This is a genomic window from Novosphingobium sp. BL-52-GroH (assembly GCF_044813085.1).
GTDB lineage: Bacteria > Pseudomonadota > Alphaproteobacteria > Sphingomonadales > Sphingomonadaceae > Novosphingobium.
This window is the reverse complement of record NZ_CP171152.1, coordinates 129163-152360: the sequence shown is the minus strand read 5'-3', so window position 1 is coordinate 152360 and position 23198 is coordinate 129163. Positions and strand designations below refer to the sequence as shown.

At 68.9% G+C, this 23198-nt stretch carries 19 protein-coding genes, 1 tRNA gene and 2 riboswitches; of the genes, 10 read left to right on the top strand and 10 right to left on the bottom strand.

The annotated features are described in order from the left end of the window. Positions 1 to 2: 2 nt before the first annotated feature. The 8 genes from gcvPB to ACFFDA_RS13275 form a co-directional block, all read right to left on the bottom strand. A complete protein-coding gene (gcvPB, locus tag ACFFDA_RS13310; RefSeq protein ID WP_404480934.1) occupies positions 3 to 1604 on the bottom strand; it encodes an aminomethyl-transferring glycine dehydrogenase subunit GcvPB in 1602 nt (533 codons plus the stop codon). Beyond that, complete coding sequence (gcvPA, locus tag ACFFDA_RS13305) at positions 1601 to 2971, bottom strand: aminomethyl-transferring glycine dehydrogenase subunit GcvPA (RefSeq protein WP_404480933.1); 1371 nt, start codon at positions 2969 to 2971, stop codon at positions 1601 to 1603. The genes gcvPB and gcvPA overlap by 4 nt, the downstream gene beginning before the upstream one ends. Before the next feature lie 175 nt (positions 2972 to 3146). After that, positions 3147 to 3518, bottom strand: coding sequence for a glycine cleavage system protein GcvH (gene gcvH / locus ACFFDA_RS13300; protein ID WP_404480932.1), 372 nt, complete (start codon positions 3516 to 3518; stop codon positions 3147 to 3149). A gap of 10 nt (positions 3519 to 3528) precedes the next feature. Further along, positions 3529 to 4686 (bottom strand): glycine cleavage system aminomethyltransferase GcvT, encoded by a 1158-nt coding sequence (gcvT, locus tag ACFFDA_RS13295; protein WP_404480931.1) that lies wholly within the window; start codon positions 4684 to 4686, stop codon positions 3529 to 3531. A gap of 35 nt (positions 4687 to 4721) precedes the next feature. After that, positions 4722 to 4841, bottom strand: a riboswitch (glycine riboswitch). 1 nt (position 4842) lies between these two features. Beyond that, positions 4843 to 4952, bottom strand: a riboswitch (glycine riboswitch). Between the two features lie 68 nt (positions 4953 to 5020). Continuing rightward, positions 5021 to 5701 carry an NAD(P)H-binding protein gene (locus ACFFDA_RS13290; protein WP_404480930.1) on the bottom strand — a complete coding sequence of 227 codons (681 nt, stop codon included), beginning with the start codon at positions 5699 to 5701 and terminating at the stop codon, positions 5021 to 5023. A 12-nt stretch (positions 5702 to 5713) separates the two neighbouring features. Continuing rightward, positions 5714 to 6874, bottom strand: a complete 1161-nt coding sequence (locus tag ACFFDA_RS13285; RefSeq protein ID WP_404480929.1) for a deoxyguanosinetriphosphate triphosphohydrolase — start codon at positions 6872 to 6874, stop codon at positions 5714 to 5716. Positions 6875 to 7019: 145 nt separating this feature from the next. After that, positions 7020 to 7337, bottom strand: coding sequence for a hypothetical protein (locus tag ACFFDA_RS13280; RefSeq protein WP_404480928.1), 318 nt, complete (start codon positions 7335 to 7337; stop codon positions 7020 to 7022). Positions 7338 to 7464: 127 nt separating this feature from the next. Further along, complete coding sequence (locus tag ACFFDA_RS13275; RefSeq protein ID WP_404480927.1) at positions 7465 to 7590, bottom strand: aa3-type cytochrome c oxidase subunit IV; 126 nt, start codon at positions 7588 to 7590, stop codon at positions 7465 to 7467. 303 nt (positions 7591 to 7893) lie between these two features. Here ACFFDA_RS13275 and ACFFDA_RS13270 point away from each other — a divergent pair, with 303 nt between their 5' ends. Together ACFFDA_RS13270 and ACFFDA_RS13265 are read left to right on the top strand one after the other, a co-directional pair. Further along, positions 7894 to 9318 (top strand): sigma-54-dependent transcriptional regulator, encoded by a 1425-nt coding sequence (locus tag ACFFDA_RS13270; RefSeq protein ID WP_404480926.1) that lies wholly within the window; start codon positions 7894 to 7896, stop codon positions 9316 to 9318. Between the two features lie 144 nt (positions 9319 to 9462). After that, the gene (locus tag ACFFDA_RS13265; protein ID WP_404480925.1) at positions 9463 to 10218 is read left to right on the top strand and encodes an SDR family NAD(P)-dependent oxidoreductase; all 756 of its coding nucleotides are present in this window, start codon (positions 9463 to 9465) and stop codon (positions 10216 to 10218) included. Positions 10219 to 10228: 10 nt separating this feature from the next. Here ACFFDA_RS13265 and ACFFDA_RS13260 read toward each other — a convergent pair whose 3' ends face one another. Beyond that, positions 10229 to 13402 (bottom strand): hypothetical protein, encoded by a 3174-nt coding sequence (locus tag ACFFDA_RS13260; RefSeq protein ID WP_404480924.1) that lies wholly within the window; start codon positions 13400 to 13402, stop codon positions 10229 to 10231. Positions 13403 to 13757: 355 nt separating this feature from the next. Here ACFFDA_RS13260 and infA point away from each other — a divergent pair, with 355 nt between their 5' ends. From infA to ACFFDA_RS13220, 8 genes are all read left to right on the top strand, one after another. Beyond that, the gene (infA, locus tag ACFFDA_RS13255; protein ID WP_103729615.1) at positions 13758 to 14009 is read left to right on the top strand and encodes a translation initiation factor IF-1; all 252 of its coding nucleotides are present in this window, start codon (positions 13758 to 13760) and stop codon (positions 14007 to 14009) included. Between the two features lie 46 nt (positions 14010 to 14055). Further along, the gene (locus ACFFDA_RS13250; protein WP_404480923.1) at positions 14056 to 14625 is read left to right on the top strand and encodes a Maf family protein; all 570 of its coding nucleotides are present in this window, start codon (positions 14056 to 14058) and stop codon (positions 14623 to 14625) included. Then, a complete protein-coding gene (locus tag ACFFDA_RS13245; protein WP_404480922.1) occupies positions 14618 to 15592 on the top strand; it encodes a ribonuclease in 975 nt (324 codons plus the stop codon). Before ACFFDA_RS13250 ends, ACFFDA_RS13245 begins: the two co-directional genes overlap by 8 nt. Continuing rightward, complete coding sequence (locus ACFFDA_RS13240) at positions 15589 to 15756, top strand: DNA gyrase inhibitor YacG (RefSeq protein WP_404480921.1); 168 nt, start codon at positions 15589 to 15591, stop codon at positions 15754 to 15756. Before ACFFDA_RS13245 ends, ACFFDA_RS13240 begins: the two co-directional genes overlap by 4 nt. A gap of 100 nt (positions 15757 to 15856) precedes the next feature. Further along, a tRNA-Phe gene (locus ACFFDA_RS13235) sits at positions 15857 to 15932 on the top strand. A gap of 242 nt (positions 15933 to 16174) precedes the next feature. Continuing rightward, positions 16175 to 17350 (top strand): efflux RND transporter periplasmic adaptor subunit, encoded by a 1176-nt coding sequence (locus ACFFDA_RS13230; protein WP_404480920.1) that lies wholly within the window; start codon positions 16175 to 16177, stop codon positions 17348 to 17350. Positions 17351 to 17357: 7 nt separating this feature from the next. Continuing rightward, positions 17358 to 20558, top strand: coding sequence for an efflux RND transporter permease subunit (locus tag ACFFDA_RS13225; RefSeq protein ID WP_404480919.1), 3201 nt, complete (start codon positions 17358 to 17360; stop codon positions 20556 to 20558). Further along, a complete protein-coding gene (locus ACFFDA_RS13220; RefSeq protein WP_404480918.1) occupies positions 20555 to 21967 on the top strand; it encodes an efflux transporter outer membrane subunit in 1413 nt (470 codons plus the stop codon). The genes ACFFDA_RS13225 and ACFFDA_RS13220 overlap by 4 nt, the downstream gene beginning before the upstream one ends. Positions 21968 to 22054: 87 nt before the next feature. Here ACFFDA_RS13220 and ACFFDA_RS13215 read toward each other — a convergent pair whose 3' ends face one another. Further along, entirely contained in the window at positions 22055 to 23095 is a 1041-nt protein-coding gene (locus ACFFDA_RS13215; RefSeq protein WP_404480917.1) for a dihydrodipicolinate reductase, read from the bottom strand. Positions 23096 to 23198: the final 103 nt, after the last annotated feature.

The following is a 23198-nucleotide window of genomic DNA, read 5'->3' as shown; positions in this document are numbered from 1 at the left end:
CGTCAGCTCCCGCCGATCTCGCTCAGCGAAGGGGTGCGCGCAGCGCCTGGCTCGCCCTGCCACACCAGTACGGGCTTGCGCGCGGCGAGAGTCTCGTCGAGGCGGCGGCGCGGCGCGAAGTGCGGAGCGGAGTGCAGGCTCTCGTCACCCGCCTTGGCCCGCTCGGCAAGCGAGCGCAGCGAGGCGATGAAGCGGTCGAGGCCGGCCTTGCTCTCGGTCTCGGTCGGCTCGACCAGCATCGCGCCACGAACCACCAGCGGGAAGTAGACCGTCATCGGGTGGAAGCCCTCGTCGATCAGCCCCTTGGCGATGTCGAGCGTGGAGAAGCCCTCGGCCAGCCCGGCGTCGCTGAACAGCGCCTCGTGCATGCACGGGCCGCTGTCCGCGAAGGGCGCGGGCAAAAGGTCCTCGCACGAGCGCAGCACGTAGTTGGCGTTGAGCACCGCATCCTCTGCGACCTGGCGCAAGCCGTCGGCGCCGTGGCTGAGGATGTAGGTCAGGGCGCGCGTGAACATGCCCATCTGGCCGTGGAACGCGACCATGCGGCCGAACGCCTGCGCATGGCCTTCGCTGGCATTTTCCTCCTCGACGAGATGGATCGAGCCGTCCTGCCCGCGCGTGACGAAGGGCAGCGGCGCGAACGGCGCCAGCGCTTCGGACAAGACCACCGGGCCGGCACCGGGACCGCCGCCGCCATGGGGCGTCGAGAAGGTCTTGTGCAGGTTGATGTGCATGGCATCGACACCGAGGTCGCCCGGACGAACCTTGCCGACGATGGCGTTGAAGTTCGCACCGTCGCAGTAGACATAGCCGCCCGCCGCGTGGACCGCGTCGGCGATCTCGCGCATGTCGGGCTCGAACAGGCCGCAAGTGTTGGGGTTGGTAATCATCACCCCCGCCACGTTCGGCCCCAGCTTGGCCTTGAGCGCCACCACGTCGACCCGGCCCGCAGGGGTGGCAGGAATCGATTCGACCTTGAAGCCGGCAAAGGCGGCGGTCGCCGGGTTGGTGCCGTGGGCGCTCTCGGGCACCAGCACGACGTCGCGCACTTCGCCGCGCGCGTCGAGCGCGGCGCGGATGCACAGCAGACCGCACAGCTCGCCATGGGCGCCCGCCTTGGGGCTCATCGCCACCGAAGCCATGCCGGTGAGGGTGATGAGCCAGTCGGCAAGCTGCTCGATCACTTCGAGCGCGCCTTCGATGGTCTTCTGCGGCTGCATCGGGTGCACGTCGGCAAAGCCCGGCAGGCGCGCCATCTTCTCGTTGAGGCGCGGATTGTGCTTCATGGTGCACGAGCCGAGCGGGAACGGGCCGAGGTCGATCGCGTAGTTCTGGCGCGAAAGGCGGGTGTAGTGGCGCACCGTTTCCGGCTCGGTCAGGCCCGGCAGCGCCGGCGCCGCCTTGCGCAGGAATTTGCCGAGACCCGCGACGGGCCCCCGGTCGGCCGCGTCGAGGTCGACGCCGCACTTGTCGGGCGAGCCCAGCTCAAAGCTAAGGTCTTCTTCGAGCATCAGCCCGTAATCACCTGAGGAGGTTGCGAATTTGGCATCGCCGGAACCTTCGCCCATCGACGGGCGCCATCCGCCTGCGTTCACTGCGCTCATGCCGATGCTCCTTCCAGCACTGCTTCCAGTTCGAGGGCGAAAGCCTCGATATCCTCGTCGCTGGTCGTTTCGGTCGCGGCGACCAGCAGGCCGTTGTGAAGGCCGTCCGCCACCGGGAACAGGCGCCCCAGCGACACGCCGCCCAGCACCCGCCGCTCGGCCAGTTCGCGAACGATCTCGCGCGCGTCGCGCGGCAGGATCAGCGTCGCTTCGTTGAAGTAGGCGGTGTTGAGGAGCGACACGCCGGGAATGCGGGCCAGCCGTTCGAACGTCGCCTGCGCGCGGGCGTGGTTGACGGCGGCGAGCCGCGCCAGGCCCTCGCCTCCAAGCAAGGTCAGGTGAATACTGAAGGCCAGCGCGCAAAGGCCTGAATTGGTGCAGATATTGCTCGTCGCCTTTTCGCGGCGGATGTGCTGCTCGCGAGTCGAGAGGGTGAGCACGAAGCCGCGCTTGCCGTCGGCGTCGACCGTCTGTCCGCACAGGCGCCCCGGCATCTGGCGCACGAACTTCTCGCGGCACCCGAACAGGCCGAGATAAGGACCGCCGAACTGGAGGCCGACGCCCAGCGACTGGCCCTCGCCTACGACGATGTCCGCGCCCAGCGCGCCCGGCGCCTCGATCAGCCCCAGGGCCACCGGCTCGGTGACGACCGCGACCAGCAGCGCGCCGCTGGCGTGCGCAGCCTCGGCGATGGCGGCGAGGTCGGGAATGCGGCCCAGCACGTCGGGGTACTGGACGACGACGCAGGAGGTCTTGTCGTCGATCGCGGCGATGATCGCCGCGTCGTCGGATTCCGCCGTCAGTTCGGGAGCGAGGCTGACGATGTCGTCCCTGGTGAACTTGGCCATGGTGCGCACCACTTCGCCATAGTGCGGGTGCAGGCCGCCCGAGAGCACGGCGCGGCCCTTGCGGGTGACGCGCGCGGCCATCAGGATCGCTTCCCAGCACGCGGTCGAGCCGTCGTACATCGAGGCATTGGCGATGTCGGTGCCGAACAGGCGGGCGACCTGGGTCTGGAACTCGAACAGCACCTGCAGCGTGCCTTGCGCGATTTCCGGCTGGTACGGCGTGTAGGCGGTGAGGAACTCGCCGCGCTGGATCAGGTGGTCCACCGAGGCCGGGACGTGGTGGCGATAGGCCCCTGCCCCCAGGAAGAACGGCGCGGACCCCGCGCTCACGTTCTTGGCCGCCAGCGCGGACATGTGGCGCTCGACCGCCATCTCGCTCGCGTGGGCGGGCAGGCCCGCGATCGGGCCGTCGAGGCGGGCGGCGGCGGGCACGTCGACGAACAGGTCGTCGACCGTGGCGGCGCCGATGGTCTCCAGCATGGAGGTGCGGTCGGCCGCGGTGAGGGGAAGATAGCGCATCAGGGACGGGTTCCCGAGTGAAGGTCTTGGCAAATCCTCCCTGTCGACGCAGTCGACGGGGAGGTGGCAGCCTGCAGGGCTGACGGAGGGCTAGTCGGCCCCTCCACCACCACCCGGCCTTGGCCGGGGTGGCGGTCCCCCTCCCCATCGCTTCGCGACAGGGAGGATCTGGGGGTCAGAGGCTGTCGACGTAGGTCTTGTAGGCGGCCTCGTCCATCAGGGCGCCCAGTTCGGCGGCGTCGGACAGGGTGACGCGGAACAGCCAGCCGCCGGTTTCGGCTTCGGTGTTCACCAGTTCAGGCGCATCCGCGAGCGCGGCGTTCACTTCGGCGATGGTGCCCGAAACCGGCGTGTAGACGTCCGAGGCGGCCTTGACCGAATCGACCACCGCGACGGAATCGCCCTTGCCGACGCCGGCGCCCTCGGCAGGCAGGTCGACGAACGTGATGTCGCCGAGCTGGCCCTGCGCATAGTCGGTGATGCCGACGGTCCCGAGGTCACCCTCGACTTCGATCCATTCGTGGTCTTCGGAGAAATAGCGGGTCATGGAACGCTCCTCAGCGGTGATAGCGGTGGGGGACGAAAGGCATCGGCACGACTTTGGCGTCGAGCCGCTTGCCGCGCATTTCGATGGTAAGGGCCGTGCCCTCGACGGCGAGGCCCGCGTCGACGTAGGCCATGGCGATGGGTTGCTGCAGCGATGGTGAGAATCCACCTGAGGTTACGATCCCAACCTCTTGATCGCCTTGGAAAACATTGGCGCCCTCGCGGGCAGCCATGCGGCCTTCGAGAGTCAGGCCGATACGGCGGCGCGGAGTACCTTGCGCGAAGTCGGCCAGGACACGGTCGGCGCCGGGGAAGCCGCCTTCGACGCGACGGCGCTTGTTGACGGCGAACCTGAGGTCGGCATCCACCACACTTGTCTCCGGCGAGAGATCATGGCCGTAGAGCGGCAGGCCCGCTTCGAGGCGCAGGGAATCGCGCGCGCCCAGGCCGATCGGCTTCACTTCCGGCTCGCCGCAAAGCAGGGTGGCTACCGCTTCGGCGGCATCGGCCGGGATCGAGATCTCGAACCCGTCCTCGCCGGTGTACCCCGAACGGCTGATCCAGGCATCGACGCCGCCCAGCGTGAACTGCCCGCCCTTCATGAAGGTCAACGCCGACAGCGGATAGTCGCCCTTGGCGTGCCGCTCCAGCGCGGCGAAAGCCTTGGGGCCCTGCAATGCGAGCAGCGCATTTTCGTCGAGATGGTTGAGCGTGACCTCGTCCGGGAGCAGCTCGCGCAAAGTGCCGATATCGTCCCACTTGGTCGCGCCGTTGACGACGAGATAGAACCCCGTCTTCCAGCGCGTGACCATGAGGTCGTCAAGAATGCCGCCCTCATCGTCGAGCAGCAGCGAATAACGAACCGCCCCCAGCTTCAACGTGGACAGGTCGATGGGTAGCGCGGTTTCGATGGCGGCTTCGAGGTCGGGGGTGATCCCCTCCTCGCTCGAGACGTAGACCTGGCCCATGTGGCTGACGTCGAACAGGCCGGCGTTCTCGCGCGTCCACAGGTGCTCGGCCATGATGCCTTCGTATTGGACGGGCATCATGTAGCCGGCAAATTCGACCATGCGGCCACCCTGCTCGCGATGCCAGGCATCGAGCGGCAGGGTCAGCGGGGCGAGGTCTTCGGCGCCGTCTTGGTCATCGGAAACAGGGTATTCGCTCAAGACACGACTCCGCAACAAGCATGGCACACCATTTCGGTGCCCCCTCTGTCACGGAAACCTGAGAGCTTCCCCGGCACTATCCCCATGGGGCGGACCGGGTTACACCGTCGGCGGCCACGACCTTGAAGGACGGGGCACTTTCCAGAGTATCGCTGTCGACCCCGCGCGGTCCTTTTGCCTGAGAGATTCCGGGGCGGTTGCTCCTTCGGCGCCTTGTCCGCCGCGCCCATCGGGCGAATCGGCAAGGTCTCTCCCGCGCGTGTCAGCGAGTTCACCTGCCTTGGTTCAGGCCTCCCGCCAAGTCAACGCCGGGTTTCGGGCAACCGCAAGGGTATCAACGGAATTGTCGAGCCAGTCGGCGCATCGCGTCGTGTTCGTGGACGAAGCGCCCTTGTGCCCTTTCGTGAGCGAGGGCGAGGATGGCCTTGGCCAGGCGACTGGCACGGATCGAGCGGTAGCGGGTGAAGCGGCCGCGCAGGAAGCGGTCGACCAGCGGCGCGAGCAACTGCCCGGCCCGCTCCAGCCGCCGCCGCTCCTCGCGCGCGCCGCGCAGCAGGCCGGGACGCAGCAGGTCGAGCCGGCGGAAACCGAGCTTGGCCAGGGCCTCCTCGGTCTCGCCCTTGACGCTGAGATAGAAGTTCTGGCTCCCCCGCTCGGCGCCGACGGAGGAGACCAGGACCATGTGCCCGATCCCCGCATCGCGCGCCGCTTCGGCGCTGAAGCGGACGAGGTCGTGGTCGATCGCGCGAAACTGCTCCTGGCTGCCTGCCGCCTTGATCGTGGTGCCCAGCGCACAGACCAGCACGTCCGCGCGCGCCGCCCTGATGAGCTGCGGCCAGTCGATCGGCTCGCCCACCAGCATCTCCATACGAGCGCCGCGCGGCAGCGTGGCCTCGCGTCGGCCGACGCCGATCACGCGCACGCCCTCGCGCCCGACCGCTTCCGCGATCAGCGCGGAACCGATCAGCCCGGTCGCCCCGACCAGGCAGATGCGAATACCCCCTTGCTCGCTCATCCCCGGACGGGTTTACACATTGCTGAGGCCTTCGGGGGTGCGGCCGTAGATCTCGGCATGGCGGGCGATGGCGAAGCGGTCGGTCATGCCGGCGATGTAGTCGGCGATGTGGCGGCTGCGGTCCGGCTCGAACCGGGGCATGTTGTCGATCCAGCTTTCCTCCATCAGCACCGTCTCCTGCGAGTAGGCGGCGTAGAGTTCGGCCAGCACCGCGCGGGCGCGCCGGGCGGTGTCGAGCTGTTCGGGGTGGTAGTAGAGCTTGTCGTACATGAACCGCTTGAAGGTGCGCTCGGCCTCGGCCATTTCCGGCGAGAAGGCGACCAGCGTGCGGCCGGCGTGGCGCACGTCCTCGACGCTGCCGATGCCCACGAGGTTGGCCCGGGTCTGCGCGACGAGATCGTTGACCATGACGCCGATCTGGCTGCGGATCAGTTCGGCGAGCTGCCGGTCGATCGGCACGCCCGGATAGCGGCGCTCCACTTCGGCCCAGTGCGCGGCGACGAAAGGCTGCTCGAGCAGTTCGTCGAGGTCGAGGAAACCGGCGCGCAGGCCGTCGTCGATGTCGTGGTTGTCGTAGGCGATGTCGTCCGAGAGCGCCGCCACTTGCGCCTCCAGCGAGGCATGGGTGCCCAGATCGAAGTCGTAGGCCTCGTTCAGTTGCGCCAGCGCCCAGGTCGGCTCGGCCACCGGGCCGTTGTGCTTGGCCAGGCCCTCCAGCGTCTCCCATGTGAGGTTGAGGCCGTCGTGCTCGCAATAGGGGCTGTCGATGCGCATCAGCGTGCGCAGCGTATGGGCATTGTGGTCGAAGCCGCCGGCCTTGTGGAGCGCGGCGTCCAGCGCGTCCTCGCCGGCATGGCCGAACGGCGGATGGCCGATGTCGTGGGCGAGCGCGAGCGCTTCGGTCAGGTCCTCGTCCAGCCCGAGGATACGCGCGATGACGCGGGCGATCTGCGCCACCTCGAGGCTGTGGGTGAGGCGCACGCGGTAGTGGTCGCCATCGGGCGCGACGAACACCTGGGTCTTGTAGCGCAGGCGGCGGAACGCGATCGAGTGGATGATGCGGTCACGGTCGCGCTGGTAGGGGCTGCGGGCACCGCGCGCGAGGCCGTTCTCGACGGAAAATTCGCGCCCGCGCGAACGGGCCGGGTCGGAAGCGTAGGGAGCTAGGGTCAAGCGCGCGGTCTCCGCGTGTGCGACGAATGGCAGTGGGATTGCCCTAGAGCGATTTCCAGTCAGATGGAATCACCTGATGACTCGGAGATAGCGTCAAAGCAAAAGCCGGGATCGGTTGTTCCGATGCAATCGGATCGCAGCCGCTCTAGCGGGCAAATCCCGCCGTGCACAAGAGGGCCGACGTGCCCGTCACGTCGACGATCCGGGGGTCGTCCATGCGGCGCACCGCCTTTACCAGGCCGTGAACGGTGTGCTTTTCTTCCTGCAGCGCGGTCAGCTTTTGCAACTGGGCGAGCGAAAGATGCTTCACCAGCCGGCGTCCCATGCAGGCGGCCGCCTTGTCGCTCATGCCGGCTTGCGCAAAGGCATGGCGCACGCGGTATTCGGCATACCAGTGCGCACCGAACCAGAGCGCTGCGGCAAGGCCGGCGACGAGCAGGACGGTCTTGACGAGGCGGGTCATCGGCAACTTTCGGATACCGCCTTGGTAGCGCGGCGAGCGGGGCAGCGTCTGCCGGTCCGCATCATGGATTCCCGCAGTATAGCGATGCCCGCAGGATGCCTTCGCGGCACCTGCGGGGCGCAAAGACTCAGGACGCGATGAGCGCGACGACGCCGGCCACGACGACGATGCAGAAAGCCGTGCCCCAGGTCGCAGCCTTGATGAAGCCGTTGTAGGTGGCGGTCGCGTCCTTGATGTCGTGGCTCGAAGTCATCTTGCTGTATCCCCTGTCCGTTCGAATTTTCCGGCCCATGCTCTAGCCGGGCCACGACGCGTGCTCAAGTGGCAAGCTTGCCTTCCGCGAACGGCGCCACAGGCTCGCCACGGACTTGCGCGGACGACCGGACATCGCGCCACCCGCCCATTGAAAAGGCACGACAACGCCATTTCCGAACGAAGTCCCAACAAGGGTCACGAAAAGGCTTCGCGGGCCCGAAGTTCACGCTTAATCCGCTCTTTACCCATTGCCGCTATTGGTGCTCGCTCAACCCGAGGAGGCTCGAAAAAGCAACGGAAAATGGCGGAACTGGATCAACGCCTTCTCATGCTCATCGACGATGAGCCAGCGCAGAGCCGGCTCATCTCGGCGCTCGCTTCGCGCGAAGGCTGGCGCACGCTCATCGTGCGCGACGCCGAAACCGCGATCGCGACGCTGGGGACACGGCAGGGCATGCAGCTTTCGGCGATCGTGCTCGACCAGTGGGTGCCCGGCGACGACGCCTGCGCGCTGATCGCCGAGCTGAAATCCCGGCGCCCCGCGCTGCCGATCCTCATGCTGACCGCCAGCACGTCGCCGCTGCTCGCGGTCGAGGCCATGCGCGCGGGCGCGACCGACTATCTGGTCAAGCCCGTCGCGCCCGACCGCCTGATGCATGCGCTGCGGGCGGCGACAACTCGCGAGGCCCCGCGCGACGAACTCGCGCCGCTGACCGAGAAGATGACCGCCAATCCCGATTTCGAATCGATGATCGGCGCCGCTCCCAACTTCCGCAAGGCGCTGGCCGTGGCCGCCAAGGCGGCGCGGGGACATTCGCCGGTGCTGATCGAGGGCGAAAGCGGCTCGGGCAAGGAAATGCTGATCCGCGCGATGCATGCGGCATCCCCGCGCACGCGCATGCCGCTGCGCATCGTCAACGTGGGCGGAATGCCGGCGAACTCGATCGAGTCGGTGCTGTTCGGCCACGAGAAAGGCGCCTTCCCCGGCGCCTTCGATCGCCAGATCGGCGCCTTGCAGCACTGCGACGGCGCCACGCTCGCGCTCGACGAGATCGACAGCCTGCCGCTCTCGGTCCAGGAGCGCCTGCTCGAAGCGGTGCGCAAGGGCGACTGCCGCCCGATCGGCGCGCGCCACTCGTTCCGCGTCGACGTGCGGATCATCGCCGCCAGCAACCTGCCGCTCGCCGACATGGTGAGCCAGGGGCACTTCCTGCCCGAACTGCTGGAAGCTCTGTCGGCCACCAAGGTCCACCTCCCCGCCCTGCGCGAGCGGACCGGCGACCTGCCCGCGCTCACCCGCTATTTCCTGGCGCGCATCGGCGAGCAACCGGGCCTGCGCGAACTGGGCGTGACCGACGGCGCGCTGTCGCTGCTGGCGGCCTACGACTGGCCGGGCAACGTGCGCCAGTTGCAGGCGGTACTGTTCCGCGCAGCCGTTTTCTGCGACGGCGACGCGCTGACCGCGGAAGATTTTCCACAGCTTCTCAACATCCTTGGCACAGGTTCACCCACAGTCACCGGGAACCCTATGCAGGAAAGCTCGGGGGTCATGCTCTACACCCCGGACGGCCACTTGCGCCCGCTCGAGGAGATCGAGGCCGACGTCATCCGCCTCGCCATCGGCCTCTACCGCGGCCGCATGACCGAAGTGGCGCGGCGCCTGGGAATCGGCCGCTCCACGCTCTACCGCAAGCTCAGCGAACTGGGCATCGACAACGCCGCGTGATCGCGCGATAATCGCCGGGCGAGCCGTGCAGGCCGTCGACGACAGGAGTTCCCGACTTGGTCCAGTGACACCGCTTCTTGCGGATGATGTCCATGCGATGATGGCGATGCGCCATCCGGCCCAAGTCATAGCCAGGGAACTTCCATGCCCCCTCTTCCCGAAAAGACCGCGCTCGTCACCGGCGCGGCATCCGGTATCGGCGCCGCCGTCGTCGCGCTGCTCTGCGCGCAAGGCGTTGGCGAGTTCGTGCTCGTCGACCTCGACGAGGCGGCCCTCGATGCGCTCGACCTGCCCGTTCCGGCCCGGCGCTTCGCCGGCGACGTCGCCGATCCCGCCTTGTGGGACGCGATCGAGAGCGCCTGTCCCCGGCTCGACCTTGCCGTGCTCAACGCCGGGATCGCCCAGGCGGCACCGATCGTCGATCTCGACTTCGCGCAGTGGCGGCGGGTCCTGGCGACCAATCTCGACGGCATGATGCTCTCGCTGCGCTGCGCGATGCGGGCCATGAGTGCACGGGGCGGCAGCGTGGTGATGACCGCGTCGGTCAGCGGCATCAAGGCCGAGCCGGGCACCGCCGCCTATGGCGCCAGCAAGGCCGGCGTGATCCAACTGGCGAAAGTCGCCGCGAAGGAAGGCGCGCCGCTGGGCATCCGCGTCAATGCGGTCGCGCCGGGCGGGGTCGACACGCCGATCTGGGACGCAGTGCCGATGTTCCGCGACCTTGCCGCCGAACACGGCAGCCGCGAGGCCGCCATCGCCGCGATGGGCAAGCTGGCGACCCCGCTCGGCCGCTATGCCCGGGCCGACGAAGTCGCCGCGCAAATCGCGTTCCTGCTCTCCGACGCCGCCGCCACGATCACCGGCGCGGTGCTGGTGGCCGACGGCGGCTACTCGCTTTGAGGCGAAAGCATCAGAACATCTTGCGCAAGTCGATCCCCAGCACCCGGCCTTGCGGATTGCGATAGGCGGGCTGGTAGGCGATCGGCACCGCCCCGCTGCCGTCCGTCACCTTCTGGCGCGAATCGAGGAGGTTGTCGGCCACCAGCGACAGGCGCGTGCCCTTGAGGAACGGCATCCTGGCGACCAGCGCCTCGTTGCGGCCGAGGTCGGCGAAGATCCGCAGCCCCACGTCGAACGTGCTGCCGAAGCGCAAGTCCGAACTGCCGGGCAGGCCGGTGCCGTTGACGTGCGCCGGGGCCTCCCACTCGGCCTTGAGGCGCAGCCCGTAGCCGTTCTTGAACAGCCCGCCCTCGGCCTCGATCGCATGGCGCGGCACGCCGCCCGCCGCGATGGCATCGCCGTCCAGTTCGTCGAGCACCGGCACGCCCGGTGCGATGCGGATCGTGTCGGTGAAGCGCCAGGTGTGGTAGACCGCAAGGTTCCAGCGACTGCCGCGACCGGGCCCGCCGGGGCCAATGCCGCCGCCCGGACCGCGCATGCCGCCGGGACCACGTCCGCCGGCGCTTTCCGAGCGGGTTCCGCCCGGGCCGCTGGACGGGGCCGCCGGTGGGCCGCCGGCGAAGCGCATTTCGCGCATCGCGTCGCCGGGTTGCTGGGAGGCGGCATTGCCGCTTCCCCCGGCCGTGTTGCCGGCAGGCGCGCCTTCGGCCTTGCAGAAGCGCTCGCGCAGTTCGGCCAGCTTCGCCGGATCGACCTTGCCGTCCGCGCCCATCAGGCGCTCGCGCATGCGGTCGGGCAGGCTGGCGACGTCGGGCGGGCCGCTGCCGCCCGAGCACAGTGCCGTGCGGATGCGCTCGAAGCGCTCGGGATCGAAGTTGCCCCGCCCTGCACCGCCCGGACCCTGGCCTGCACCCGTACCGTCGGCGGCGCAGGCGCGCGCCTTGAACTCGGCGAGCTTGGCCGGGTCCACCTTGCCGTCCGGTCCTGCAAGGCGTTCGCGCATGCGCTCGGGCAAAGTCGAGAGGTCGGGCGCGGCGGCACCCGGAGCGCAGAGCTGCGCCCGCATCGCCGCGAACCGCGAGGGGTCGAAGCCGGGCCGCCCACCGTCTGCCTGTCCGCCTCCAGCCTGTCCGCTCGGCCCCTGCCCGCCCAGCGTCTGGACGCCGGGCATCGGTCCGGCCGGGCCGGTGACGGGCGCCAGCGGGGCGGACGATCCGCGCGGGGAGAAGCCGGAGCCCTCGCCCCTACCCGGACCGGCGCCAGGAGGGGCAGCGGAACTTCCCCCGGAGCCCGACGCACCGCCGAGGCTGCCCGACAGGTTGAGGCCCCAGCGCAGCGACGAGGTCTTCACTTCGTCGAACGTCACCGCGCGCCGGTCGATGGCGATCAGGTTGCCTTCGTCGTCGCGCGTCACGCGGCCGGGGAATGCCGCCTCGATCGCCGGGGTCAGAAGCGGGAACGCCTGCGTCACGTCGCTCGAGCGATTGCGGAAGTACTCGACGATCAGGTTCGAGCGCTGCAGGAACGGCAGCTTCCACTGGCCCGAGATCTTCCAGTCGCGCTGGGTTTCCTTCTTCAGGTCGGGATTGCCGCCGCTGGTCTGGGTGACGAGCGCGGTGGTCGAATTGGTGAAGTCGTATACCGCGACGTTGTAGGTCAGGATGTTGGGCGCCGCGAGCTGGGTCAGCTTGGGCGCCGCCTCGTCGACGATGTAGCTGGCCTGGAAGGTCAGCGTTCCGGTGGGCGACCAGGTCACGCCCGCGCTCCAGTCCTTGAGCGTGCCGAAGTCCGAGAGGTGGTCCAGCCCGCCGCTGAAGTTGAGCGTGATGTCGCCCACGGCGCCGAGGAAGTCCTCGCCCTTGCTGGTCAGCGGCAGTGCCAGGTTGACCCCGCCCAGCACGTCTCCACGCTTGAGCGTGACGTTGCCGAAAGTGTTGCGCGTGTCCTCGCTCATCGAGCGGTCGAAGTCATAGCCGGCCTTGACGGTCAGGTTGGCCTCGCCCGCCGGCATCCGGAACGGCTTGCCCGAGAGCGTCGCGAGGTTGGACAAGGTCAGTTGCCGCGTGCGTGCGACATCGACCCCGGCGCCCGGAACGAGGGGCAGCGCTGCGTCGATCGCCAGCGCGCCCGAGGCGACGGCGGCACGCAAGTCGGCGGTGTCGTCATCGCCGCGCCGCCGGTCGACGCGGGTGTTGGCATCGACGTACGTGGCGTTGGCGGTGGCGCTGAACTGCCATTGCCCGATCATCGTGCTGTAGCCCAGGCCACCTTCGAAGGTGTCCGAGACGGCGCGGCTGGTCAGCGGGTCGGGCAGCGTGCGCCGCAGGGTCTGGCCGTCGTAGTCGAGTTCGACGGTATCGAGCCCCGAGAGCGAGGTCGTCTGCGATCGGGTATAGCCGCCGGTCGCGGTGATCGAGCCGGCGAGGCCGTTCTCGCCCAACCCTTGCGTCATCGTGCCTTCGAGCGTCAGCTCGGAATCCGCGGCGGCCAGGCTACGGTAGCGCGCCGGGTCGGGGTCGCCCGCGATCTGCGAGGTGCGCGAGGCCTCCTGAGCAATACCCCGCTCCGCCTCGGTGAGCATCGAGGTCTCGTCGAGCTTGGCGGTGACGTTGTAGCGGCGCGGGCCGGCGATCTTGAACAGGCCGCTTTCCAGCTCGTAGTTGTCGTAGCCGCCGCGCGTCGGGCGGTTGTATTCGCCGGAGGACGTGACGGCCGCGAACTGGTCCTTGAGGATCACGTTGACCACGCGCTGGTTGGCCGAATAGCCGAAGCGCAGGGCCACTTCCTCGGGCAGCACTTCGAGGCGGCGGATCGCCTCGGGCGGGATGTTGCGCATCTCGCGGAAGCTGGTGATGCGCTGGCCGTTGAGCAGCATCACCGGCCGCCCGTCGCCGCGCCCGCGGCCGCTGCCGGTCTGCGGGCTGATCGCGTCGAGCAGTTCCTCGATGGAACTGACACCGTAGGAGGCGATGTCGTCCTCGGTGAAGACCTCGATCGGCTGCTGCGGCACGTCGATCTGGCCGATGATGCGCGGCGCCAGGACGAGGATCTCGTCGCCCTTCACTTCAAGAGGATCGTCGCCGTTCTCGTCTTTTTCGATCACCGGGGCCGCGGCTTCGGCAGCCAAGGCAGGCACGGGCATGGCAAGGCACGCCACCAGGCTGACCAGAGGTAAGGAACGCAAGTGCAGTCTCCGCCAAGAGCATTTGTTCAGGTTTTCAGTGTTCCATTCCCCGTTCGCTCCCTTGCCTCGGCCTCTCGTCGACCACAAGCCGCAGCGCGGTATCATTTTGTCGCAATCATCTTGCGGGCCGATGAACTGGCGAGACGCGCCTGACGCCGGCGAGCGGCGCGTGGGGACGGGTCTCGCACGGGTCGATCTGACATCCCGCAGCCAATCGCCCAGTCGCTCCCGGGCACGCCAGGTCCCCGCCAATCCGCTCTCGCCGGATTTCCAGAATACCGCCGAGGCTTCCATTTTAGGCGAGTCGCGATTATGTCGCGGCGCGACGACAGCGAAACAACGGACCCGATCGCCGATGGCGAAAGAAGAACTCCTCGAAATGCGCGGCCGCGTGGTCGAGCTGCTCCCCAACGCGATGTTCCGCGTGGAGCTGGAGAATGGCCACGAAATCCTGGGCCACACCGCCGGCAAGATGCGCAAGAACCGCATCCGAGTATTGGTGGGAGACGAGGTCCTCGTCGAACTGACGCCGTACGACCTGACCAAGGGTCGTATCACTTATCGCTTCATGCCCGGTCGCGGCGGCCCGGGTCAGTTTGGCAGCTGACCTGCCCGCCGGCAGCCTGGCCGCCCATTACCCGGAGAACTGCCTTTTGCCGAAGCTCGTCCTGGCCTCGGCCAGCCCACGGCGCCGCGAACTGATCGCGCGCCTTGGCCTCGTTCCAGACGCCGTCGAAGCCGCCGACATCGACGAGACCCCGCTCGCCCGCGAGGTGCCGCGCGACTATGCCCGGCGCATGGCCCGCGAAAAGGCACTGGCGGTGAACGCGCCGGGCGCCTGCGTGCTGGCGGGCGACACCGTGGTCGCCTGCGGTCGCCGCATCCTGCCCAAGGCAGAGGACGAGGCGACCGCGCGCGCCTGCCTCGCGCTGCTGTCCGGCCGACGCCACCGCGTCCTTTCCGCCATCGCCCTGCGCGATGCAGACGGTACCGTGCGCGAGCGCCTGAGCGAGACGGTGGTGCGCTTCAAGCAGCTCGACCACGCCGAAGTCGAAGCCTACATCACCGGCGGCGAATGGGAGGGCAAGGCCGGTGGCTACGCCATCCAGGGCAGCGCCGAGGGGCTGATCGTCTCGATCGCCGGCAGCCATTCGGGCGTCGTCGGCCTGCCGCTGTTCGAGACCCGCGCCCTGCTGCGCGCGGCGGGATTCGCGATTGCCTGAGTGGCTCGTCGAGGAGGGGATCGGCGAGACCCGCGCGATCCTCGTCGCCGATGGCGAAGTGCTGGCCGCTAGGCTCGACTGGCCGGGCGGCCTCGTCGCCGGTGAAGTGGCGGACGCAGTGCTGATCGCCCGCCGCGCCGGCTCGCCGCGCGGCACCGTCCGCTTCGATTCGGGCGAGGAAGCGCTTGTCGACGGCCTGCCCGCGCACGCCAGCGAAGGCGCCCGCCAGCGGGTGATCGTCACCCGCGCGGCGATGGCCGAAACCGGCCGCTTCAAGCGCGCCCAGGGCAGGGCCTGCGATTTGGCAGTGCGCCCTGCCCCGACGCTCGCCCAGGCACTGCGGGCGACAGGCGTGGCGGTGCGCACCGTGCGCCGGTTTCCCGAGGACCCCTGGCCCGACATCGTCGCCGAGGCGCTCGACGGCGTCATCGCGTTCGACGGCGGCACGCTGGTCGTCACCCCCACCCCGGCGATGACGCTGATCGACATCGACGGCCCCCTGACGCCCCGCGCGCTGGCGCTGGCCGCCGTGCCCGCGATCGCCGCCGCCGTCGGTCGCCTCGACCTCGCCGGCTCGATCGGCATCGATTTCCCCTCGCTGGAGCGCAAGGACGACCGCCGCGCGGTGGACGAGGCGCTGGCCGCCGCGCTCGACCACTGGCCGCACCAGCGCACGGCGATGAACGGCTTCGGCTTCGTCCAGCTCGTCGCCCGGCTCGAGCGTCCCTCGATCGCCCAGCGCGTGCGCGCCGATCCCGCCGCCGCCGCCGCGCGCCTGCTGCTGCGCCGGGCCGAGGCGGTGACCGAACCCGGCGCCCTGCTGCTCAGTGCACACCCGGCGGTGCGTGCCGCCGTCAGCGAGGCATGGCTGGCGCAGCTCGCCCGCCGCACGGGCCGCGCGCTGCGCTGGAACGAGGATCGCGCCCTTGCGCTCGTCGGCGGATTCGCGCAGGCGATATCGCCATGACCCTATCCGGACGCAAATGCCCCATCTGCGGCAAGCCCCGCTCGGCCGAGCACACCCCGTTCTGCTCGAAGCGCTGCCGCGACCGCGACCTGCTGCAATGGCTCGAGGACGGCTACGCCCTCCCCGGACCGCCAGCCTTTCCGGACAATCCACAGGACGATTGAAATTTCTTCGCCACAAAGGGGTTGCCAAGGTGCGCAGGCTTCGTCATAGGCCCGCCACCAACCGCTGGCAGCTCCTTAACGAAGCCGTCGCGGAGGCAGTGCCCGGGTAGCTCAGTTGGTAGAGCATGCGACTGAAAATCGCAGTGTCGGCGGTTCGACCCCGTCCCCGGGCACCATTTTCCTCCCATCGCAATCGACATCCGGGCTCTAGCCAGACCTCGTCTCGCCGTGCCCTGCCCGCGCCGGCCACACCGTCTGTCGGTGGGATGATTGATCTTTGGTCGCAAATTGTCGCACCTGCGAAATGCACGCTTGCGAGCTTGCGGCATTGCTTCAATAGAACGAAGCAAGACCCAGCAAGGCGTACGCATTGAAAATCAATTCCCCCAAGTCCCTCCGTTGGCGGCATCGCGGGTGCTTGCCCCTCCTTCTCGTGGCGGCGGCATCGCTTTCCGCGTGCTCGAGTGAATCGGCCGGAAACAGCAAGCAGAAGCCCCCCGCCGCGGTGGGCTACATCGTCGCAGGCACGAGCAGCGTCCCGGTGGCCGTCACGCTCAGCGGCCGCACCGTCGCTTTCGAGACGTCGGAAGTGCGTCCGCAGGTCGCCGGCGTGATCCGCAAGCGCCTCTTCACCGAAGGCAGCCTGGTCCACGCCGGACAGCCGCTGTTCGAGATCGACCCCAGCCTCTACCGCGCGGCGGTGAACCAGGCCCAGGCCAACCTCGCCAGCGCCCGCGCCTCGGCCGAGGCCGCGTCGGTCAAGGCGGAGCGCTATCGCCCGCTCGCCGACATGGAGGCGATCGCCAAGCAGGACTATACCGACGCGCTGTCGCAATCGCGCGTCGCCAAGGCCGCCATCGCGCAGAACGCCGCGACGCTCGACACCGCCCGCATCAACTTGCGCTTCACCACCGTGCCGGCCCCGATCACCGGGCGCATCGGCCGCTCGCTGTTCACCGTCGGCGCGCTCGCCAGCGCCAGCCAGACCGATCCGCTCGCGGTGATCCAGCGCATGGACCCGATCTACGTCGACATGCAGCAGTCCGCCAACGACCTGACCGCGCTGCGCCGCAAGCTCGCCCAAGGCGGCGTGACGGCGGGCACCACCGACGTCCATCTCCAGCTCGACGGCGGTACGCGCTATCCGCTGACCGGCACGGTGCAGTTCTCCGAAGTCACGGTCGACCAGACCACCGGCACCGTCACCTTGCGCGCGCGCTTCCCGAACCCCGACGGCGCCCTGCTGCCCGGCATGTTCGTGACCGCCATGTTCGACCAGGCGACCGACCCGAACGCGATCCTGGTGCCGCAGAACGCGGTGCAGCGCGATTTCGACGGCAGCGCCTACGTCATGCTCGCCGGCGCCGACGGCAAGGCGGTGCGCCGCAAGGTCACGGCCGAACGGACCTACGGCGTCAGCGCCGTCGTCACCGCCGGTCTCGTCAAGGGCGACAAGGTCATCGTCCAGGGCCTCAACGGCCTGCGCCAGGGCGCCGCCATCAAGGCCGTGCCCAGCACCGCCCCGCAGAAGGTGGCGCCGCCGCAGGGCGACAAGTCCGGCGGCATCGGCGCCGCTTCCAGGAAGGGCGGCTGAGCCCTCCATGTCGCGGATTTTCATCGACCGTCCGATCTTCGCCTGGGTGCTGGCGATCATCGTCATGCTCGCCGGGCTCGGCGCGCTCAACTACCTGCCCAACGAGCAATACCCGGACATCGCGCCGACCCAGGTGAACATCCGCGCCAACTACCAAGGCGCCTCGGCCCAGACGATCGAGAACTCGGTCACCCAGATCATCGAGCAGCAGCTCACCGGCATCGACGGCCTGCTCTACTTCAGCTCGACCTCGAGCAACCGCGGCCAGGCGAGCATCAGCGCCGTCTTCGCCAAGGGCACCGACCCCGACATCGCCCAGGTCCAGGTCCAGAACAAGGTCCAGTCGGCCCTCCCGCGCCTGCCGCAGACGGTGCAGGCGCAGGGCGTCACCGTCACCAAGTCCAACCCCGACCAGCTCCTGCTCGTCGCGGTCTACGACGAGACCGACACGCGCTCCAACCAGGACGTGTCGGACTATCTGACCTCGAACATCCAGGACCCGCTTTCGCGCGTGCAGGGCGTGGGCGACGTCAACGTCTTCGGCGCACCGCACGCGATGCGCATCTGGCTCGACCCGCGCAAGCTCGCCGCCGTCGCGCTCATGCCCAGCGACGTGACGTCCGCGATCACCGCGCAGAACACCGAGGTCGCGGCCGGCGAGGTGGGCGGCCTGCCCGCTCCCGCCGGCCAGGCGATCAACGCGGTGCTTACCGCCGGGTCGCGCCTGCAGACCGCCGAGCAGTTCCGCAACATCGTGCTCAAGACCAACACGGACGGTTCGGCCGTGACCATCGGCGACGTCGCCCGGGTCGAGATCGGCGCGGAAAACTACAGCTCGGTCAGCCGCGTCAACGGCCATCCCGGCGCCGGGATCTCGATCTCGCTCTCGCCCGGTGCCGACGCGCTCGCCACCGCCGATGCGGTCAAGGCGAAGATGCAGGAACTCGCCGTCGACATGCCCGACGGCGTGAAATACATCTACGGCAGCGATTCCACCGAGTTCATCAAGCTTTCGGTCGAGGAAGTCGAAAAGGCCCTGTTCGAGGCGATCGTGCTGGTCGTCATCGTCATGTTCGTGTTCCTGCAAAGCTGGCGCGCCACGCTGATCCCGGCGATCGCGGTGCCGGTCGTGCTGCTCGGCACCTTCGCGATCTTCTATCTCGCGGGGTTCTCGATCAACACGCTGACGCTGTTCGGCCTCGTCCTCGCCATCGGCCTGCTGGTCGACGACGCGATCGTGGTGGTCGAGAACGTCGAGCGCCTGCTGGAGGAAAACCCCGGCATGACCCCGCGCGACGCGACGATCAAGTCGATGGAGGAGATCCAGACAGCGCTCGTCGCCATCGCCCTGGTGCTCTCGGCGGTGTTCCTGCCGATGGCGTTCTTCGGCGGCTCGACCGGCGTGATCTACCGCCAGTTCTCGCTGACGATCGTGGCGGCCATGGTGCTCTCGGTGCTGGTCGCGCTGATCCTCAGCCCGGCGCTGACGGCGACCCTGCTCAAGCCCAAGGTTCCCGAGGAAGAGCGCGAGCCCACCTGGATCGAGCGCCGCCTGCCCTGGCTGGCGCGCGGGTGGGAGAAGTTCCACATCTGGTTCAACTCCAGCTTCGAGCGCATCACCGCCGCCTATGGCCGGCGGGTCGAGCGCGTAGTCGAGCACAAGTGGCGCTGGCTCGCCCTGTTCGCGGTCACTTGCGTCGTCACCCTGGTGATGTTCCAGCGCCTGCCGACCGGCTTCCTGCCCAACGAGGACCAGGGCAACATCATGGTGCAGTGGCGCCTGCCCGCCGGCACCCCGCGCGCCCGGACCGAGGAAGTGCAGCGCCAGGTCGAAAAATACTTCATGACCTACGAGAAGAACAACTTCGCAGGCATGTTCACGATCTCGGGCGGCGGCCAGGGCGCGGCCGGCCAGAACAGCGGCCAGGGCTTCGTCAACCTCACCGACTGGTCCCAGCGGACCGATGCAAAGGACAGCGCCGACGCCATCGTCAAGCGCGCCGCGGCCGCCTTCCGCGGGCTTCGCGACGCGCAAGTCTTCGCGCTCGTGCCCGGATCGGTGCGCGGCCTGGGCACCTCGTCCGGGTTCACCCTCGAACTGCAGAACGCCAACGGCCTGAGCACCGACAAGTTTGCCGCAGCGCGCGACAAGCTGCTCGCCGCCGCCAACGGCAACGGGCAGCTCTCGGGCGTGCGCCTGAGCAACCTGCCCGACGTCTCCACGCTCAAGATTAGCACCAACACGCGCGCCCTGACCGCCTACGGCCTGACGCCGGCCAACGTGAACTCCACGCTGTCCACCGCCTGGGGCGGGTCCTACGTCAACGACTTCATCGACAAGGGCCGCGTCAAGCGCGTCTACGTCCAGGGCGACGCACCATTCCGCTCGCGGCCCGAGGACCTGGCGCAGTGGTTCGTGCGCGGTTCCAGCGGGCAGATGGCCCCGTTCTCCGCCTTCTCGACGATCGGCTGGTCGACCGCGCCCAGTTCCACCTCGCGCTTCAACGGCCTGCCCGCGTTCGAGTTCTCCGGCGACGCGGCCTCCGGCGTCAGTTCGGGCACGGCGATGAACGTGATGGAAAAGCTCGCCTCCGACATCCCCGGCGTCAGCGTCGCCTGGGCCGGCTCGTCCTATCAGGAGCGGCTGTCGTCCGGCCAGGGCCCGGTGCTCTACGCGCTGTCGCTGCTGGTGGTGTTCCTGTGCCTCGCCGCGCTCTACGAAAGCTGGTCGATCCCGGTGGCGGTGATCCTGGTCATTCCGCTCGGCCTGCTCGGCGCGATCGCCTTCGTGACGCTGCGCGGGCTGGAGAACGACGTCTACCTGCAGATCGGCCTGCTCACCACGATGGGCCTCGCCGCCAAGAACGCGATCCTGATGATCGAGTTCGCCGAACAGGCAGAGCGCCAGGGCAAGCGCGTCATCGACGCCGCGCTGGAAGCCGCGCGCATCCGCCTGCGCCCGATCCTGATGACCAGCTTCGCCTTCATCTTCGGCGTGCTGCCGCTGGCGGTCGCCACTGGCGCCGGCGCCAACAGCCGCGTCGCGATCGGCACCGCGGTGGTGGGCGGCATGCTCACCGCGACGCTGCTGGCGATCTTCTACATCCCGCTGTTCTTCGTGATCGTGCGCCGTTCCGTTCGCGACGGCCTCGCCAAGGCGCGCGAGAAGCTCCAGCAACGCCGCCAGCGCTCGGGAGATTCCGCATGAACCGGGGCATGACCCTCAGGCTGATCGCCGGCGTGCTGCCGGCCCTAGCGCTGGGCGCCTGTTCGCTGGCGCCCAGGTACGTGGCACCGACCCCGCCGGTGCCGGCCTCGTGGCCGGTGGGCGACGCCTATCTGGCGCAAAGCGAAGCGACGCTGCCGCTGGTCTCCTACAAGGAGGTGTTCCGCGATCCGCGCCTGCAATCGCTCGTCGAGCAGGCCCTGCTGAACAACCGCGACCTGCGCGTCGCGGCCGCCAACATCGCCGCCGCCCGGGCACAAGTGCGCGTCACCCGCGCCAACCAGTTCCCGGCGGTCGGCGTCAGCGGATCGGCCACCGACAGCGAGACCGGCGGCGGGTTCGGCCAGAACGGCATGAACTATTCGCTGCAGGGCGGCATCTCGAGCTTCGAGATCGACCTGTTCGGCAAGCTCGCCAACGCCACCCAGTCCCAGCGCGACACCGCACTGGCGACCGAGGCGGCGGCGCGCACCGTGCGCCTCGGCCTCGTCGCCGACCTCGCGCTCGCCTGGGCGACCTATGCCGCCGACCGCGACCTGCTGGCGATCGCGCAATCCACCGCCACCAACGCGACCGACAGCGTACGCCTCTCCACCGCGCGCCTGCGGGGCGGGGTCGCCGCGCGCACCGAACTGCGCCAGGCGGAACAGGTGCTGGAAACCGCCAGGGGCGATGTCGCGGCGCAGACCGCGCTGCTCGCGCAGGACGTCAACGCCATCCGCCTGCTCGTCGGCGCCGACTTCGACCAGGCCCTGCTTCCCGCCGGGATCGACGAGGTGAACGCCAGCCTCGCCGAGCTTCCCGCAGGCATGAGCACCCAGGTCCTGCTGCGCCGCCCCGACGTGGTCGAGGCCGAGTACCAGCTACGCGCCGCCAATGCCGACATCGGCGTCGCCCGGGCGGAGTTGTTCCCCTCGCTCTCGCTGAGCGCGCTGATCGGGTTCGCCAGTACGTCGCTCTCCTCGCTGTTCGACGCCGCCTCGCGCACGACGACGCTGGGCGGCGATGCGAGCTGGTCTGTGTTCAACGCCGGCGGGCGCACCGCGAACGTCGAGGTGACCAAGGCCCAGCGCGACGCCGCGCTGGCGACGTACGAGAAGGCGATCCAGACCGCGTTCAGCGAGACCGCAGACGCACTGGCCGACCAGGGCACGCTGTCCGAACGGTTGCGCGCGGCGGCGGCGTTCAGTGCGGCCGCGCAGGATACCGCACGGCTGACCGAGGCGACCTATCGCCGCGGCATCGCCAGTTCGCTCGACAACCTCGACGCCCAGCGCAGCCTCTATTCGGCACGCCAGGCCGAGATCGCGGCGCGCCTGCGCCTCGCAACCAACCGCGTGACCCTCTACCGCGTCCTCGGCGGCGACCAGGCAACCGCGCCGGCAAGCTGAGCGGGGGACCATTTTCCACCGTCACGCTGAACTCGTTTCAGAGGGACGGGGAACGGAAACCCGCCGGGCGCACCGACCTTCGGCCTTTCAGCCGAAGAGCGGGACGATCTGCGGCAGGTCCACCGTAGTGCGTATCCCCGGCGCGGCGGCGCAGACGGCGGGGATCGCGTTGATCGGCCGGTGCGCGGTCAGGCCCGGCGTGTAGGCTGCGTAGTCCTCGGGCGCGACCGGGAAACAGATGTCGACCTTGACCGGCGTGTCGCCTTCGGTCGCGATGCGCCAACCCGATTCCCGCAAGCCCCAGTCGTGCTCGATATCGGTCGTCACGTACCAGTTCGCCCGGAAGCGCAGGATCGGCCGGCCGCCGTGCTTGCAGGTGATCGTCGTGCGCATCGCGCCCACGGTGCCGGCCGGTACGGTGCCCGCCGCGATCTCGAGGTCCTGCCGGGTGGCCGAGAGTTCGCCCACCGCCTCGATCTCGTCGCAGGACAGGCCGATGGCCTCGGCGACCTGCGAGAGAGAGCTGCCGAAATCGCCCTTGAGATGCTCCGCCCGACGCTGGTCGAACGGGCCCAGCGGCTCCGCGAAGCCCATGACCTGGAACAGCATCTCGGGAGAATTGCGGCTCGATACGTCGGCATATTCGTCGATCGTCAGCAGCGTGTGCTCGCGCTGGAGCGCAAGGAGCGGGATCGCCAGCGCCTCGGTCACGAAGCCGGGGCTGGAGCCGGTGGAATGGATGGAGGTATTGCCCGCAGCGCAGGCCTCCTCGATCCGCGCGCGCTTCCGAGGGTCCAGCAGCGGCGGATAGTGAAAGTCGCCGCGGGTGGTGACCACGTTCTTGCCCGAGGCGAGCAGCGCGCACAGCGCATCCCAATCGGTGCCCTGCGGCATGAACAGCACGCAGTCGGCATCGAGCGCGACGATCTCGTCGAGCGAGTTGGTAGCCTTGACGCCGGTCGTGGCCAGTCCCGCAAGCTCGCCCGCATCGCGCCCGACCTTCTCGGGCGAACTGACCCACAGGCCGACCAGTTCCATGCGCGGATGCTCGATCACCATGCGCAGCGCGCGGCTGCCGATATTGCCCGTGGCCCACTGGACGACGCGCCAGGTCTTGTCTTGCGGCATCGGTTCTCTCCGTTGTGCTGCGGCCCGCTCGTATCGGCGGACGATCGCGTCCGGCTTGCCGGACTGGGGCGGATGGCGGCATTCCCGCCTGGGAACGCCGCGA

Excerpts from the sequence above, each read along its gene's own strand:
- ACFFDA_RS13220 (WP_404480918.1), top strand. The coding sequence starts at position 20,555 with ATGAACCGGGGCATGACCCTCAGGCTGATCGCCGGCGTGCTGCCGGCC.
- ACFFDA_RS13240 (WP_404480921.1), top strand. The coding sequence starts at position 15,589 with ATGACCCTATCCGGACGCAAATGCCCCATCTGCGGCAAGCCCCGCTCG.
- infA (WP_103729615.1), top strand. The coding sequence starts at position 13,758 with ATGGCGAAAGAAGAACTCCTCGAAATGCGCGGCCGCGTGGTCGAGCTG.
- ACFFDA_RS13215 (WP_404480917.1), bottom strand. The coding sequence starts at position 23,095 with ATGCCGCAAGACAAGACCTGGCGCGTCGTCCAGTGGGCCACGGGCAAT.
- gcvPB (WP_404480934.1), bottom strand. The coding sequence starts at position 1,604 with ATGAGCGCAGTGAACGCAGGCGGATGGCGCCCGTCGATGGGCGAAGGT.
- ACFFDA_RS13290 (WP_404480930.1), bottom strand. The coding sequence starts at position 5,701 with ATGAGCGAGCAAGGGGGTATTCGCATCTGCCTGGTCGGGGCGACCGGG.
- gcvPA (WP_404480933.1), bottom strand. The coding sequence starts at position 2,971 with ATGCGCTATCTTCCCCTCACCGCGGCCGACCGCACCTCCATGCTGGAG.
- ACFFDA_RS13270 (WP_404480926.1), top strand. The coding sequence starts at position 7,894 with ATGGCGGAACTGGATCAACGCCTTCTCATGCTCATCGACGATGAGCCA.
- ACFFDA_RS13265 (WP_404480925.1), top strand. The coding sequence starts at position 9,463 with ATGCCCCCTCTTCCCGAAAAGACCGCGCTCGTCACCGGCGCGGCATCC.
- ACFFDA_RS13280 (WP_404480928.1), bottom strand. The coding sequence starts at position 7,337 with ATGACCCGCCTCGTCAAGACCGTCCTGCTCGTCGCCGGCCTTGCCGCA.
- ACFFDA_RS13275 (WP_404480927.1), bottom strand. The coding sequence starts at position 7,590 with ATGACTTCGAGCCACGACATCAAGGACGCGACCGCCACCTACAACGGC.
- ACFFDA_RS13225 (WP_404480919.1), top strand. The coding sequence starts at position 17,358 with ATGTCGCGGATTTTCATCGACCGTCCGATCTTCGCCTGGGTGCTGGCG.
- gcvH (WP_404480932.1), bottom strand. The coding sequence starts at position 3,518 with ATGACCCGCTATTTCTCCGAAGACCACGAATGGATCGAAGTCGAGGGT.